The sequence below is a fragment of the Paenibacillus sp. FSL H8-0317 genome (assembly GCF_045040685.1).
Lineage (GTDB): Bacteria > Bacillota > Bacilli > Paenibacillales > Paenibacillaceae > Paenibacillus.
Window position 1 is genome coordinate 2,172,928 of the sequence record NZ_CP150294.1, and the last position, 13,831, is coordinate 2,186,758.

Here is a 13,831-nt window from a genome sequence, read left to right on the forward strand (position 1 = left end):
CACCATGGCAAGGCCGTTGAAAGAAAGCCTGGATTACTTCCCGATTGATATCGATTTTGGCGAAGACGACAAACTTTCGGTAACTATAGCCAAGTATGGCATGCAAGGATTAGGGATCATCATCAAAATTATGGCCGAGGTCTATAAGAACAGTTATTTCTATCGGTGGACAGAGCAACAACAGTATCCATTCGCTCAAAGAATTAATGTTGACATAAACCTAGTAATGGATGTCGTTAATGAGTGCATTAAATGGGGTTTCTTCAACCGTAAAGTATTCGAAGAACATGGGGTACTAACATCTAGAGGGTTCCAGAAGCGGTATGTGGAAGCGGCTAAGCGCCGAAAACTCATTTCAATCGTGGATGACTACCTTCTGATAGACCCAGCAGTAGAGTGCAAAAACGTGTCTCATAGCATCACAATAGTTAATGCAGACGGTAACACCGTTAATGTCTACATTAACCCCGATAAAAGTAACAACGTGTCAGCACAAACACCACAAAGTAAAGTAAAGGAAAGTAAAGTAAATAAAAGTAAAGTAGAAGAAAGTAAAGAACAATCAAATAAAGAGGTTCTGCCTGACGGCGACCCTCTTTTCCAACCTCTTGGTACTGGTAGTAGTAGTGATCCTGTTCCTGATGAAATTAATCTCTTTAGAATCTTTGAAGGAGAAGGTTTCGGAACAATAAGCCCGTTTACTTCTGACAAGATTCAAACATTGGAAAAGGAATATGGAGCACGATGGGTGCAAGAAGCTATGAAAATAGCGGCTTTAAACAGCAAAAGGAAGCTTGTATATGTTGAAGGTATCTTAATTAACTGGAAAGCTGACGGAATAGACGAGCCATGGACCGTAGAAGCTCCACCAAGTAACAACAAAGGTAACGGAAACAAAGGTAATAAATACAACAAACGACCGAGTAAACCAGATATCGAAATCGTACAACCTGGCGCAGAACCTGAGTTATCTGATGAAGAATATGAAGAAATGATGCGGTTTGCTGCCGAACAGCAAGCGAGTAAAGAACAGGGGGTGCCACATTGACACGACTAGGTGGTAGAGGTATGGGCTTCGAAGAAATCATAACTTTCTCCAATGAGCGATATGACACGCTGGGACTGGCTGTAGTGAACAAACGGCCTACTCCAGTAAAAGTAACGAAATCAGCAGGAAACACGGTTCTGGAAGGGTTTTATGAGTCTCCTTCAACAGTAGACTATGACGGAATCATTCCAGGCGGCAGAGGGATTGCCTTTGAAGCAAAATCCATTGCGGGTGATCGGTTCCCTCTGAGCAATCTCAAAGACCATCAATTCGAATATCTACTGAAATGTCACAAGATGGGCGGAATTGCGTTTCTACTGGTGGAATTTCGAAAGCAACGCGAGACATTCTTACTCCCGTACACGGCCCTGAGACACTACTGGGCGGCTTATCAGCAGAAGAAGGGTTCGAGTATCCATATCTCTGATTTCGAGATACACGCCTATCTGGTGCCCGAGAAACGTGTACCTGTGGACTACCTCGGAGTAGTGGACAAGCTTTGGAAGGCGTCAGGGTCATGATTATCACCTGTTTTAAGTGTTCATCGGATATGAAGGAGATCCGGACGGATTTGTTCCAGTGCCCGTTTTGTGGATTTGAGGCACACCAGTTATCAATGACTCGTGAAATCACTCAGGCGGACATTGAAACGGCATCCAAGAACAAAATCAGCAAATGGCAACTTATTGAGCGAGTGAAACGCTACAACTGGCCTATCGAAGAGGCGGTAACCGATCCTGTTCGAAAACATGAGAAACACGGGAGATGGCCCGATATAGCCGAGGCGAACGGCATCCCGAAGGCAACATACTACGCAAGGTATAAAAGTGGCTGGAGTCACGAACGGGCAGCTACGGATAAAGTGGATCAGAAGAAAGCGCCGAAATCACACCGAAAGAGTGGTGTTACAACATGAGACTGGTATCGCAATGGCAGAAGATGAAAGGCGTGGCGGCGGCTAACAACGTACCATACAGCACCTATGTTAAGAGATTGCATAAAGGCATGTCGCCTGAAGAAGCCGCAAGCAAAACTCCGCTTATCCGGCACGCCACGGAAGATACGGTGAAGCGTCCGGCTCCAAAGCCTAAAGAGGCAGGGCCTGAGAATCCTATGGGTAGACAAGCTGCATTAAAGAAAATTGATGAAGTAGTGAATGCCAACTGTAACCCATGCAGACTCCGGAACAGATTGGACACTTATTGTCTCCAAGAGTGTCAGATAGGCAAGGAACTACAGGAGTTAGGCAAACATCTAAAACGAGAACGGAAATCCCGAGCGGGAAGGGGATAGTCAATGTGAACAGACAACAGGCGGCATTCGAGATCGGAGATATATTGGACAATCAGTGCGGCAGCTGCCAAACAAGACAAGAGTTGAACAAGAAATACACAAACACATTCAGCAAAATTGATGGTCACTGCAATCGAGAGTGCCCAGTCGGCAAGCAGCTCCAGGAATTGAGCAAACAACTTGCAGTCAGACCAAGAAAATCAGTCGAGTTTGGTTGGGATAAATAATTTGGGATAACAGAGGAAGGGAGACAAGACACATGACCAGGACGGAAGCGACTGAGCAGATAGGCGAACTTTTGGATAATCATTGTGCAGACTGCCCAACTCGGCAGGAGTTGAACAAAATACACGGTAGCACATACAGCAAAATAGATGGTCATTGCAACCGCGAATGTCCAGTAGGCAAGCAGCTTCAGGGGTTGAGCAAGCATCTGACAAGGACGTGAAGCGGATTATATACGTGGCTGGTGTCAATCGTAAGCATCTGGCGGAACAGGCAAGCGGCGTACCGTACTGGCTCCTCAGCGCAACACTGCTTCGTAAATATCCATCTTGGCTTGAACCATACATGCGGCATAGAACGGTCATATGGGATCCCGGGACGTTCAGCGAGGATTGCATAAGTTATCAAGGATATCGGGCTTATCTTGATCGTCACGCAAAATCCCGGCATGTGTATATGCAATATGACGAGATCGGCAACCCGGAGGCCACAGAGTGGTATTTGCAGGACATGAAGCGGCGCGGATATAACCCGGTACCTATCCTGCAACCTGGCGGTGACCTGGACTTGCTACAACGTGACGGACTGGTATTTATCGGCGGAACAGTTCGTATGACGGATCAGGAACGGATGCGGTACCTGGACAGTCTGCTGCTTAACCCGATACGTGCACAGGTCCACTTGCTTGGCATGATGCGCCATGAATGGTTTGAACCATACAGCAAAGCCTTTCAGGGCGATAACACGAGTTGGATACCGCGGTCTGAATGGAATAGGCGCAAGACGGTAGCGGAATGGATGCAAGAGTACGGAGAACAATGGGTACCACACAGACCACGTGAGGCTGTGCAGATGGCACTATTCTAGGAGGGATTATATTGGAATACGCAGTTGGAACATTGGAATACAGAATCATTTATTACGCTTTGTGCGCTTTAGACCTTGAATGGGAAAAGGATGAGGCGGGAGCTGAGGAAATCGCACAGATCCACGGTATACCAGTTTCGGATGTACACCTTGCACTGGAAGCCTTGTATACAGATAACCCTGATCCAGATTCAGAAGACATTTAACAGAGGAAGGGAATACCCTCCCTTCCCACCACACAAAGGAGCGGATGAAGTGTACAGGATCGACATATACAACCGTGCCGGCAAAGTAACGAAAAGCGTCAATCACGAATACGGCATGCTGAGCTGCATGAAAAAGGCGCTTGATCTACTGACCGTGCCGGGAAACATGGCTGTAGAGATATACAAGGATGACAAATGGATCAAAGGATTCAAAAAGTAGGGTTTAGGCCCACCAAAGGAGAGATAACACACATGACATATCGCGTGCTTGTTGAAGGCGAAGAAAGAATATTGGATGACTACGTAGATGTGATTGACCATGTTCAAACAAATGTCCACTTCGAAGTAGATGAGCAAGACATGGCAAACTGGCTACCTCAAATGTATATCAGTGAAAAAGTATTCATGCGTGATGATTGCTTGATTGAACGGATTAAATAAGAGGCGCCGGCCTCTAACCAAGGAGGGATATACATGGACTATAAGAAGTTCACGGAAGATTTGAAAGCCGCACACAAGGCGGCACAGGAAGCGACAGAGGGCATGCAGGACGGCGGCACAGCCAATCTGGATAAGTTGTTCATCCGGTTGCCAAGAGCGCGGGAAACCAAGGTGCTGGAAGCGATAAAGGAAGCTGGATTGTATTGCAGAGGCAAACGGCGTTGGATCGGAGACGGATACATGGTGACGGTTAGTGGAGCACAGGGCTATGTTAGGGAAAAGTCGGTCACGGTTTTTGCAGCAGAGATGTATGAAAGAGGATACGAGATTATGCCGTATCGCCAAATGGATTAGCAAGATGGCAGGCATACCGATCAAGAGACGTCTGGCTCGATTCTACAGACACCTTGAAGACGGAGACGAGGTGTTTGCCATCGCTGAGTGCCGGGACGGGAATGTGTACTACCAGCATATGGACGGATGGGGCGAGTTGGAGAAGATGCTTTCACAGCAATTTTTTATGGAGTATGAGTGGATTCAAGATTAGGGAGGGATTACAGGTGACAGAAATAAAATGGCGGGAAGTACCTTTTGAAATAATGTTGAAATGTGATGGAGACATAAAGTGCAAATGCTGGTTATTGAGCAACAGCCAGAATAAATACGGTGTTGATTTGAGAGAACCAATGCCATTCCATGTTTTTCTCAAACAGATAGGGACATACCTCACTTCTATGAATTGCCAGTCTGTCTTCCAGCAGGCTACATGGTATGTGATTGATGACGGAATACAACCGGACTTTTATATCAAACAAAGCGGGGAGGAAGAACAGTCATGAGTATGCAACAGTTGAAAGAAACGATGGAGTTACTGCACAAGGGCGGAGCAGTTCCGCTGAATGTGGTGGAGGCAGTCAATGATCTGCTGGCCCAGACGGAGGAATACGGGACACTCATTGAACAGCAAGGGAAAGAAATGATCCGGTTGCAGCAGTTGGCAAACAAGCAGGGCAAGGAGCTTGAAGAGGCACAGAGGGTGGCTAAAATATATCGGAAGGCAACAAACGATATACACAACACTTTGCGCTGGGGAGACTCAGAAAATGCGCTAGAACGTGTTGAAACGATTATTGAGTTGGCTTTGGGCCAGGAAGGAGAGGGGGACCAATGAAGGGCATCAAGACGATTCATATCAACGACCTGCGCGCCGGGCAATACATCAACTTGAACGGCGAGGTGACGTCTTTGGAAAAAGTTAAGTCAATCCTCGCATCAGGTGAAACACCTGTAATCTACACGGTCTCTGATCAATATATCGAGAGAGCATTGGACTCTCTAAGTGCAACACGCAAGGCTGGCAAGGAGTATGAGGACTTCCAAGAGGACGATCCTGATGCACTGCGCATCCTGTATTAAAAAAGAGGGATGAGGTCCTGTGGGCCTCTCCCTACTAAGGAGGATATAACACATGACATTCTTTGAATGGATGGACGGAAATCCCGGAACAGCACTGCTGATGTGGCTAATTATGTTCCTTTCGATAGCAAGCTTCAGTTTCAAACAAAAATAAGGTTAGGGAGGATATATAGATGACACAAACATTGACCCGGGAGCAAGTGTTGGGCGTTGATCCTGGACGCGATTTGGACGTGCTGGTGGCTGAACACATATTCGGATGGCGGCGTATACAAGGACCACCGCATGACTATGACGGCGCGGTTGAGCATGGAGAGGTGTTGATACCTCCAACTGTACCCACAAACGAGGCTCTGCAAATGTTGCCGCCAAAAGGAAGCGTACCTTTATCGTACTTTGTGAATCGTCATTGGTCTACAGACATATACAGAGCGTGGATGGTTATCAAACAGGTGGAACGAGAATGGGCATGGGAAATGAAGATGCACAATGTAGCCTGTGAAGTGGATGTACGGATCGGACGCAAAGACTACTCCAGCGAGAATGTATCTGAAGCAATATGCAAAGCCGCGTTATTGGCTGTACTGGACTTATAACATAGGAGGGATAGACGTGATCGTATGCGTTAAGTTCAACAATGACCTAACCATCATGTTTGGAGATTCATATAAACCATGGCGTGTGCAGTTTGACGAATTCTGCTGGAAGAATAAAAGCATCGGTGAAATCGAGCAAGTGACATGCTGCTCAGATAAATGGATCGGCTGGGGTGGATTGAAATGGTGTCCTGAAGAAGACTTCCAACACCAGTTGAATCGTGAAGGATGCCAAAGCCAGGATAACGACAATCCTAATGCACGGCAATATAAAAATATGATATTCCGATCTGATCCCACCATTACAAAACAGGCTAAACGCATCCTGCAAGATGCCAGAAGAGAGCAGACGGACATTAGCCTACTGTGGAAGGGAAAACTACCAAAAGGCGCTTAAATTGGCCGTCAGGCCATCGAGACGACCGCAATACTTAACGAAGTGGAGGCCGGATAAGGGTTTCTGGTCTCCCCAAATAGGAGGATATACAAGATGCGTGTTATTAAATTCAGAGGCAGAGCTATTGACGAAGGGAAATATCACGGAAAAATGGTACATGGGCATATATCAGTGGGGAGAAGCGGACCGTGGATTGATTGTGGTACTGAGGAAGAATCGGAATGGGTTCCAGTTGATCCAGAAACAGTAGGTCAGTATATCGGCATAAACGAAGGGAGCAACAACGCTGAATGGTATGAAGGAGACGTCCTTTCTCCTAATCCACATTTGCAGAATCAAGAGCTTCAAATAATCTGCTACGACAGCCACCAAGCAAAGTATAAAGGAGTTCCATTGAGCGCATATCTGATCAACGCAGGAAATGGTAGTTGGACAGGGTTTGACATCAAGTATTTCCAGAGAAGAAAAGGGAATATTTACGACAACCCTGAGCTGTTGGCTCCCAAGGAAGGAGCGGAACAACATGAATAGACAATTCAAGGAGTTCAAAGAATCCGTAAAGCACATGTCCAGAGAAGATCTGGTAAGGCAACTTTACCTGAGCGCGAATACAAAAGGATCACCGCAGCCGGGAGATAAGGTCGATGCAATAAATGAAACACAGTTCCCTTTTCTCAAAAACGTTCTGTTGTACAGTCTTGAGAAGTTCAGATTTGGCGTTTATGCAAAATTAAGACGTGGAGATGAGACTTACACGATCCCATATGAACGGGTTGTTCTGACGAGGGTTGAGGAAGGAGCGGATAAGCATGGATGAACGTGAAATCAAAGCAATCAGAGACACTATGGAGCGTTATGCAAAAGGTGAGCAAATCGACCATAGTGTCATGCGGATAGTAGTTGCCAAGGCATTGGAAATCATGGATGAGTCGAATAGAGAACTGGCCGAAGCGGAACACGAATTATGGCTTTTGGCTGGTGGGGAAGGAGCGGATAAAGAATGAGACAGTTCGGGTTAACATATGACGATGCGGTAGCTATCCAGTCATCTTTATTAGAGGGGCTGAAGGTACAAAACAGGTTTTATCAAGTATTCAGCCATGCCCTAAATTCATCTGAAAGAAAGGCGGTAGTGTTCGAGACCAAACGAGCAATGAAAAAGATTGCTTATCTCAACTCGTTCACAAAGGCCAAAAGTAAAGCGGAGCTACGGGAGATAGGGAAGTTGGTGGTGGAATGAACAACCGAGTAGCTGGTTTGATAAATGAGTGGGAAGGCGTAGCTCCGGAGGATTTGGTGTTGGCATTGCAGGAACAAGCCCAGGCAATGAAAGAGATTACGGAAATTAACTGGAAGCTTACCTTTGAACGGGACCTGGCGCAGCGTGAAGCAGATCATTACAAGGCAAGATGTGTTAAATTCCAGATGGATGAAAAACGTCGCTTGCATGCAGGCGGTGAAATCAAATGACCGAACAGCTCGAAGCAAAGATTCATTGGGAATGGACAGAAAAAGCAGTTGAGGAAAATAAGTTCCAAAGTATTGTGGCGGGAACACCAGTTTGGGATAATTATAGAAAGAAAGCACCAAAACGTTGGGTGGATGCAGGATTGATTCGTGAAGCAAAGAAGCCGTTGCTTCCAGTGGGACAAGTAGCATTTGATATTTAGGAAAGGGGCCAAATATGGGGCTTGCGGTGGTACAAATGGAGATTTTCGAACGAGTGACGAAGGTTGAACGTGTCCAGGTCAAAAAGCTTTTGATGGGCTATCCAAAAATGGCCTTGCAAGTCAAAGACTTACGGCGGAGAGATCCGGCAACACTCACTCCTAACCAATTGAAAAAACTGAGCGAAGACGGTCCGAAAGTAGACGAAATTAACGTTGCTGTCGGCATGATTATAGATGAAGACGTTAAAAGAATATTTGAACATAGATACATTAAGGGTGTGAAATATGCAAGCACACTTGATGCGTTTTGGAAAGAGAACGGAAGAAGTGAAAAGACGATAGACCGCAGAATCGGCGTGGGAGTAGACACAATCGCTGAACACCTGAAGCTCTGCGGAATCATTGGCAAAAAGTGACGGTAAAGTGACGCTGGGTTGACGGTGATATGACGCCAGAATGACGGTGGATCAGTTATACACTAGGCACATAAGAAGGGAATTGCTTCCTTCCGGTGTGCCTAGAACCGTTATCCCTAGGCGACTCGGCTGTGCTGTGGGACTTGATCCTTAGCGATACCCTTATGGGTTAACTGCGTTGGCATGGTGTGAGGTGGGGTTCGATGCCCTGAAGTCGCTCCATCCGGGCGGCATATAAATACGGATTATTTTATGGCCTTTCAGGAAACGATGGGTTCGAGTCCCAAAAGGCCAACTACGGTGTTTTCTTCATACTCTTTTTTAGCCATCCGAAGGGTTATCGGGTGGCTTTTTCTTTTGGAGAAAGTTGGTGAAACAATGAGATATGTACAGCCGATCCGTGATCCGGAGATTATATCTGATATCAAGGATCACTTGAAGGATACCAACTACAGGAATTATCTCATGTTCTTAATTGGTATCAATACCGGGTTACGTATCAGTGACATTCTCAGATTGAGAGTTCGTGACGTGATTGGCAGCCACATTTCAATCACTGAAAAGAAGACCAGGAAACAAAAGCGGATTTTAATTACAGCAGAGCTGAAACGCGAGCTCGTTCCATATATAGAGGGCAAGCAATCGAATGAATACCTGATTCGGAGTCGAGAAGGCATTAACAGACCGATCACTCCCAGCATGGCATACAAGCTTATGCGTGTCATAGCTGACGAGTTTGGGTTGGAGGAAATCGGAACACACACCCTAAGGAAAACCTTTGGGTACTTTTTCTATTTGCAATATAAAGATCCTGCCATGTTAATGCAGCTTTTCAACCATGCATCCGAGAAGGTAACACTTCGATATATTGGGATCGAACAAGACACAATGGACACTCACTTAAAACGATTCAGAATTGGTTGAGTTACCTTTATCGAGGATACCGGGAATTGATTTTGCTAAATAGCTTGGAAGCCAAGCAGCATAAAGGGAATTACGTTGTGTAACGAGTTCCATTCTTTTTAAGATATAGATAACTCATTTACCTAAATAATGGGAGATATATTAATGAATAAACGACCACTAAAACCATGTCATCGGATAGGGTGCACAGAGCTAACGAGAGGTCGGTTTTGTGGTGCCCATTCACAAGATGCAAGGTCATATGACAGGAACAGACAATCATCATCCCAGCGAGGATATGACAGAGAGTGGCGCAAGGCTAGGGCTGATTATCTGGTACGCAATCCGATATGTGTAGAGTGTGCCTCAGATGGTAAGGTGACAGGCGCTACGGTAGTTGACCATGAGATACCACACAAGGGCGACCGAGCTATCTTCTGGGATACCACACGATGGCGTGCGCTCTGCAAGACACACCATGACAGCAAGACAGCCAGGGAAGATGGTGGCTTCGGTAATGATCAGAAGACATTACGCTAGGAACCGCAAGCGCCTGCTGGAATTGATCGATGCATTGGAGTTGTTAGATGTTCACTACGTTATCTCAACGATGGTGCATGATGAGAACAGCAAGGTAGGCATGCCAAGATGGATTGTTGATGAGGTAGAACAAGGGAAAGAGGTCAAGATTCAGGACATCCCCCCGGGGGTCTAGAAAATATATTTATCCCATGTAGACCGCGGCGACCTCTAGTGTGAAAAAATGTCCCCGGTGAAGGTTTTGAATGGAGCGAGGTGAAGATATGGCTGAAATTGTAAAATTCGATCATATGCGAGTCGGCGCGAAAGGTGGCGGAAAACATTGGACGAAGGATGAAGTGGAAAAACGCGAAGTTGCGGCCCAGACATTTCAGCGTAAGAAGAAAAGGAAAATGAAGGTTCCGGATTGGCTCAGTGACGAGGCGAGAAAAGTTTGGCGAAAAACAATCAAGGACATGGAAGAGTTCGAAGTGCTGGACAAAGTGGACGAGGATGTATTGGGAACATATTGCGATGCAGTCGCGAAGTTCCAGGATGCGAATCGATTGATTGATAAGAACGGTTATACCGAGAAAAACGCTCAAGGAAACACTGTAGTTAGCGCCAACGTGAAACTGGCACAGAGTTACGCGAGGTTGATCCTTTCCTATTCCAACAAACTTGGGCTGAACGCTGATTCCAGGGCGAGACTGGCGAAGAAAATAGCGGATGGAGAGGAAGACGAAAATGCAGGACTCTTCGATTGATTGGGGAGACGTCCATCCCACGAACCGTTACGCTGCTGAAATTGTTATGGGCATTCGACCGTCATGTGAATTGGAGCAATTGGCTTGCAAACGACATTTACGGGACCTCGAACGACAAGCTACTGCTGATTTCCCGTTTGTGTTTGACGAAAGCCGGGCGGATCGGATCTTTGATTGGTTTGAAAAGTGCTGTCGCCACGTTCGCGGTCCATTCTCGGGTGAGCTGATCGAGCTTTTGGATTTCCAAAAATTCGATTTGGGAGTTGTCTTCGGTTGGGTTCAGATGGACTCAGGAAAGCGCCGGTTTAAAAAGTCGTTCAACATGAGAGCTCGGGGCAACGTTAAATCAACCGAAATGAGCGGTCTCGCACTTTATGGGATGTGCAGCGATTGCGTTTATCCACCTGCAAACCCTGGGAGCAAGCGATATGAGGAAAGCCCAGAAGTTGAATGCGCGGCAGTTGACAAACAACAGGCGAAACGGGTCTGGTTGGATGCTCAAAAGATGGGGGAAGCTAGCCCGGACATCTTGAAACGATTACGGATAAAGCGCACATACGTGGAGCATGCCAAGCGAGGTGGATGGCTGCGTCCCTTGTCCAAGGATACAAAGAATAAAGACTCAGGCGCACCGTGTCTTGTTGTAATTGATGAGTATCACGCGCATGACTCCAGTGAGATCCACGATGTTCTGTTTTCAGGCTTTGGTAAACGGCTACAGTCATTGATGATGATTATTTCGACGGCGGGCAAGGATGCTGAGAATAGTCCTTGTAAAAGGGAGTATGACGACCTTTGCAAGATGATGCGTGCTGAGATTCCAATGAACGAAGAGTATTTTGTCATGATTAGGGAAATCGAAAAGGACGACGATCCGCATGATGAGAGTATTTGGGTCAAGGCGAATCCGATATTGCAAGAGGACAACGAGTACGCTCAGGAGTTACGAAGACAAATCCGGGCTGAACATGATGATGCATTTAACACTGGAAATCCAACAAAAATACGAGAATTCTTAACAAAACGCGTCAATCGTTGGCAAAATGACAGCGAAAACAAGTTTATGACCGGAATTATGGACAAATGGAAAGCCCTCGGCGTTAGCAGAGAGGCTTTTTTGGAGTTGGTGAAGGGTCTTAGGACTTGGAACGGGCTTGACCTGTCCAAAACAACGGACTTAACGGCGTCAGGATTCGTTTTTAGGCTTCCGGATGGGCGTTATGCAGTCACGGCACACGGGTTCATTCCTAACGACTCTGTGAAGGCGCATGAGCATTCTGACAGGGTGCCATATCGCTCGTGGGCGGCAGATGATTGGTGTACGATCACCAAAGGAGCTGTCACGGACTACAGGTATATCAAAGAGCACATAAAGAAGCAAGAGCGAGAACAAGGTTGGAAAATACACGAGGTATGCTACGACCCTTACAACGCTACTCATTTCACTGGCGAGTTGGAAGAGGAAGGATACATCCGCGTGGAGATCGGGCAAGTCATGAAAATGCTGTCGGAGCCGACGAAGTTTTTCAGAGAATTGGTGCTTCGAGGGTTACTGGTGCACGATGGCAGCCCACTTTTGACATGGTGTCTTTCAAATGCAGTTGAAGTCGTGGACAACAACGGAAATATCAAGCTTTCCAAGAAACACAAAGATGATAGCCAACGGATCGACTTGATTGCTGCCATTATAAACGCCATGGTTCGTGCGATGGTTCGAGACGTTGACCTCAACAGTCACATCATGAAGGATGATTTCTCGTTCTAGGGAGGGGGTGAACCATGAAAAAGGGATTATTTCGACGTTTAGGTACGCAAATCAGGGAATGGCGTTCGGAATGGGATACGGATCTCTTGAATCCCAAACAATGGCTGCTTGATTTGTTTGGAGCGGCAACAACGGCCAGCGGCGAACGAATTACTTCAGACAATGCGCTGCTGAACAGCAACGTGTATACTTGCGCGTCGATCTTGGGCGGGGATATTGGTAAGTTGCCAATTCAAGTATTCAAGACCAAAGGCGGGGATATTCAGCGAGATTCTTCGCATCCAGTGGCAAGCCTACTCGGCTCAAGGCCGAATCCATTTATGAGTGCTTACATTTTCAAAGAATTGATGCAAGTGCACATGACTGTATGGGGTAACGGGTACGCCAACATCGAATGGGAGTACACAGGGCCGAACGCTGGTAAGCCAAAAGGCTTATGGCCGCTTGATCCGTCGAAGACCGATGTTCATGTTGACATCAATACGGGAGAACCTTGGTACGTTACTCAGCTTCCGAGCGGAGAAGTGCGGAAAATCCGGCATTATGATGTGTTGCATTTCAGGGCAATAGGCAAAAGCGGATTGAAAGGTATGACGCCTATCGCAGTTGTTCGGGAGGAACTCGGTGTGCAACAGTCCCAAAGAAAGTTCTTAGGGAGCTTCTATTCAAACGGGACAGCTACGAGAGGCATTCTGAAAATACCTTCAGGCACTTTGGACAAGCCAGCCCGAGACAAAGCTCGGGATGAGTGGCAGAAAGCCAACTCCGGTTTAACGAACGCACACAGGATCGCCATATTGGATGCCGGCATGGAATATCAGAATCTCGGCATGCCGTTGAATGATGCTCAATTTATTGAGACAAGCAAATTTGGGATCATGGAAGTTGCAAAAATTTACAAGGTTCCAGGTTACAAGCTCGGGCTTTCAGATGTGAAGTTTTCAAACATGGAAAATCAATCGCTTGAATACGTCAAAAGCACCTTGCAGCCTATCATTACCAACTGGGAGCAGGAGATCGATTTCAAACTGTTTACCGAACAGGAACGCAAGCGATATTACACCAAGTTCAATGTTGCAACTGAGCTGCGGGGAGACAGTGCAAGTCGTTCGGCTTATTACAAGAGCATGTTGGAAATGGGAGTATTCTCAATAAACGATGTTCTTGAATTAGAGGAAAGATCCAAAATTGGAGAAATGGGCGACCGTCATTTAGTTTCTTTGAATTATGTCAGCTTGGAACAAATGGACCAGTACCAGATGTTGAAAGCTGGCTTAGTGCCGAAAGGGGGTGAGTGAAACG

The 13,831-nt window shown here is 46.4% G+C and carries 30 protein-coding genes; all 30 read left to right on the forward strand.

Features of this window, described 5'->3' with window-relative positions:
* Positions 1 to 4: 4 nt before the first annotated feature.
* Positions 5 to 1,048, forward strand: a complete 1,044-nt coding sequence (locus MHB43_RS10170; RefSeq protein ID WP_405131864.1) for a Lin1244/Lin1753 domain-containing protein — start codon at positions 5 to 7, stop codon at positions 1,046 to 1,048.
* A complete protein-coding gene (locus MHB43_RS10175; protein WP_405131865.1) occupies positions 1,045 to 1,569 on the forward strand; it encodes a Holliday junction resolvase RecU in 525 nt (174 codons plus the stop codon). The genes MHB43_RS10170 and MHB43_RS10175 overlap by 4 nt, the downstream gene beginning before the upstream one ends.
* Before the next feature lie 29 nt (positions 1,570 to 1,598).
* Positions 1,599 to 1,964, forward strand: coding sequence for a hypothetical protein (locus MHB43_RS10180; RefSeq protein ID WP_405131866.1), 366 nt, complete (start codon positions 1,599 to 1,601; stop codon positions 1,962 to 1,964).
* Positions 1,961 to 2,341 (forward strand): zinc-finger domain-containing protein, encoded by a 381-nt coding sequence (locus MHB43_RS10185; protein WP_405131867.1) that lies wholly within the window; start codon positions 1,961 to 1,963, stop codon positions 2,339 to 2,341. The genes MHB43_RS10180 and MHB43_RS10185 overlap by 4 nt, the downstream gene beginning before the upstream one ends.
* A gap of 5 nt (positions 2,342 to 2,346) precedes the next feature.
* Complete coding sequence (locus tag MHB43_RS10190) at positions 2,347 to 2,568, forward strand: zinc-finger domain-containing protein (protein ID WP_405131868.1); 222 nt, start codon at positions 2,347 to 2,349, stop codon at positions 2,566 to 2,568.
* A 32-nt stretch (positions 2,569 to 2,600) separates the two neighbouring features.
* Positions 2,601 to 2,789, forward strand: coding sequence for a zinc-finger domain-containing protein (locus MHB43_RS10195; protein WP_405131869.1), 189 nt, complete (start codon positions 2,601 to 2,603; stop codon positions 2,787 to 2,789).
* A gap of 14 nt (positions 2,790 to 2,803) precedes the next feature.
* Positions 2,804 to 3,433, forward strand: coding sequence for a hypothetical protein (locus MHB43_RS10200; protein ID WP_405131870.1), 630 nt, complete (start codon positions 2,804 to 2,806; stop codon positions 3,431 to 3,433).
* 11 nt (positions 3,434 to 3,444) lie between these two features.
* Positions 3,445 to 3,639 (forward strand): hypothetical protein, encoded by a 195-nt coding sequence (locus tag MHB43_RS10205; protein WP_405131871.1) that lies wholly within the window; start codon positions 3,445 to 3,447, stop codon positions 3,637 to 3,639.
* A gap of 49 nt (positions 3,640 to 3,688) precedes the next feature.
* Positions 3,689 to 3,859, forward strand: coding sequence for a hypothetical protein (locus tag MHB43_RS10210; RefSeq protein WP_405131872.1), 171 nt, complete (start codon positions 3,689 to 3,691; stop codon positions 3,857 to 3,859).
* 32 nt (positions 3,860 to 3,891) lie between these two features.
* Positions 3,892 to 4,080: a hypothetical protein gene (locus MHB43_RS10215; protein ID WP_405131873.1), complete on the forward strand. Its 189-nt coding sequence runs from the start codon at positions 3,892 to 3,894 to the stop codon at positions 4,078 to 4,080.
* A 33-nt stretch (positions 4,081 to 4,113) separates the two neighbouring features.
* Entirely contained in the window at positions 4,114 to 4,434 is a 321-nt protein-coding gene (locus MHB43_RS10220) for a hypothetical protein (RefSeq protein WP_405131874.1), read from the forward strand.
* Positions 4,435 to 4,438: 4 nt separating this feature from the next.
* On the forward strand, positions 4,439 to 4,627 hold the full coding sequence (locus MHB43_RS10225; RefSeq protein ID WP_405131875.1) for a hypothetical protein: 189 nt from the start codon (positions 4,439 to 4,441) through the stop codon (positions 4,625 to 4,627).
* Positions 4,628 to 4,640: 13 nt separating this feature from the next.
* The gene (locus tag MHB43_RS10230) at positions 4,641 to 4,919 is read left to right on the forward strand and encodes a hypothetical protein (protein ID WP_405117877.1); all 279 of its coding nucleotides are present in this window, start codon (positions 4,641 to 4,643) and stop codon (positions 4,917 to 4,919) included.
* Positions 4,916 to 5,251, forward strand: coding sequence for a hypothetical protein (locus MHB43_RS10235; RefSeq protein WP_405131876.1), 336 nt, complete (start codon positions 4,916 to 4,918; stop codon positions 5,249 to 5,251). Before MHB43_RS10230 ends, MHB43_RS10235 begins: the two co-directional genes overlap by 4 nt.
* A complete protein-coding gene (locus tag MHB43_RS10240) occupies positions 5,248 to 5,496 on the forward strand; it encodes a hypothetical protein (RefSeq protein WP_405131877.1) in 249 nt (82 codons plus the stop codon). Before MHB43_RS10235 ends, MHB43_RS10240 begins: the two co-directional genes overlap by 4 nt.
* Positions 5,497 to 5,669: 173 nt before the next feature.
* Positions 5,670 to 6,092: a hypothetical protein gene (locus tag MHB43_RS10245; protein ID WP_405131878.1), complete on the forward strand. Its 423-nt coding sequence runs from the start codon at positions 5,670 to 5,672 to the stop codon at positions 6,090 to 6,092.
* A 16-nt stretch (positions 6,093 to 6,108) separates the two neighbouring features.
* The gene (locus MHB43_RS10250; protein WP_405131879.1) at positions 6,109 to 6,489 is read left to right on the forward strand and encodes a spore protein H; all 381 of its coding nucleotides are present in this window, start codon (positions 6,109 to 6,111) and stop codon (positions 6,487 to 6,489) included.
* A 93-nt stretch (positions 6,490 to 6,582) separates the two neighbouring features.
* Positions 6,583 to 7,020 (forward strand): YopX family protein, encoded by a 438-nt coding sequence (locus MHB43_RS10255; protein ID WP_405131880.1) that lies wholly within the window; start codon positions 6,583 to 6,585, stop codon positions 7,018 to 7,020.
* Positions 7,013 to 7,306: a hypothetical protein gene (locus tag MHB43_RS10260; RefSeq protein WP_405131881.1), complete on the forward strand. Its 294-nt coding sequence runs from the start codon at positions 7,013 to 7,015 to the stop codon at positions 7,304 to 7,306. Before MHB43_RS10255 ends, MHB43_RS10260 begins: the two co-directional genes overlap by 8 nt.
* Positions 7,299 to 7,493 carry a hypothetical protein gene (locus MHB43_RS10265; protein WP_405131882.1) on the forward strand — a complete coding sequence of 65 codons (195 nt, stop codon included), beginning with the start codon at positions 7,299 to 7,301 and terminating at the stop codon, positions 7,491 to 7,493. The genes MHB43_RS10260 and MHB43_RS10265 overlap by 8 nt, the downstream gene beginning before the upstream one ends.
* Positions 7,490 to 7,729, forward strand: a complete 240-nt coding sequence (locus tag MHB43_RS10270; protein WP_405131883.1) for a hypothetical protein — start codon at positions 7,490 to 7,492, stop codon at positions 7,727 to 7,729. Before MHB43_RS10265 ends, MHB43_RS10270 begins: the two co-directional genes overlap by 4 nt.
* Positions 7,726 to 7,959 (forward strand): hypothetical protein, encoded by a 234-nt coding sequence (locus tag MHB43_RS10275; protein ID WP_405131884.1) that lies wholly within the window; start codon positions 7,726 to 7,728, stop codon positions 7,957 to 7,959. The genes MHB43_RS10270 and MHB43_RS10275 overlap by 4 nt, the downstream gene beginning before the upstream one ends.
* Positions 7,956 to 8,159: a hypothetical protein gene (locus MHB43_RS10280; protein ID WP_405131885.1), complete on the forward strand. Its 204-nt coding sequence runs from the start codon at positions 7,956 to 7,958 to the stop codon at positions 8,157 to 8,159. The genes MHB43_RS10275 and MHB43_RS10280 overlap by 4 nt, the downstream gene beginning before the upstream one ends.
* 14 nt (positions 8,160 to 8,173) lie before the next feature.
* A complete protein-coding gene (locus MHB43_RS10285) occupies positions 8,174 to 8,575 on the forward strand; it encodes a hypothetical protein (RefSeq protein WP_405131886.1) in 402 nt (133 codons plus the stop codon).
* Positions 8,576 to 8,953: 378 nt separating this feature from the next.
* Complete coding sequence (locus MHB43_RS10290; RefSeq protein ID WP_124115493.1) at positions 8,954 to 9,499, forward strand: site-specific integrase; 546 nt, start codon at positions 8,954 to 8,956, stop codon at positions 9,497 to 9,499.
* Between the two features lie 144 nt (positions 9,500 to 9,643).
* Positions 9,644 to 10,018, forward strand: coding sequence for an HNH endonuclease signature motif containing protein (locus MHB43_RS10295; protein WP_405131887.1), 375 nt, complete (start codon positions 9,644 to 9,646; stop codon positions 10,016 to 10,018).
* Positions 9,996 to 10,193 carry a hypothetical protein gene (locus tag MHB43_RS10300; protein WP_405131888.1) on the forward strand — a complete coding sequence of 66 codons (198 nt, stop codon included), beginning with the start codon at positions 9,996 to 9,998 and terminating at the stop codon, positions 10,191 to 10,193. The genes MHB43_RS10295 and MHB43_RS10300 overlap by 23 nt, the downstream gene beginning before the upstream one ends.
* An 88-nt stretch (positions 10,194 to 10,281) precedes the next feature.
* Positions 10,282 to 10,764, forward strand: a complete 483-nt coding sequence (locus MHB43_RS10305; RefSeq protein ID WP_405131889.1) for a phage terminase small subunit P27 family — start codon at positions 10,282 to 10,284, stop codon at positions 10,762 to 10,764.
* The gene (locus MHB43_RS10310) at positions 10,745 to 12,529 is read left to right on the forward strand and encodes a terminase large subunit (RefSeq protein WP_405131890.1); all 1,785 of its coding nucleotides are present in this window, start codon (positions 10,745 to 10,747) and stop codon (positions 12,527 to 12,529) included. The genes MHB43_RS10305 and MHB43_RS10310 overlap by 20 nt, the downstream gene beginning before the upstream one ends.
* A 14-nt stretch (positions 12,530 to 12,543) precedes the next feature.
* Complete coding sequence (locus MHB43_RS10315) at positions 12,544 to 13,827, forward strand: phage portal protein (RefSeq protein WP_405131891.1); 1,284 nt, start codon at positions 12,544 to 12,546, stop codon at positions 13,825 to 13,827.
* Positions 13,828 to 13,831: the final 4 nt, after the last annotated feature.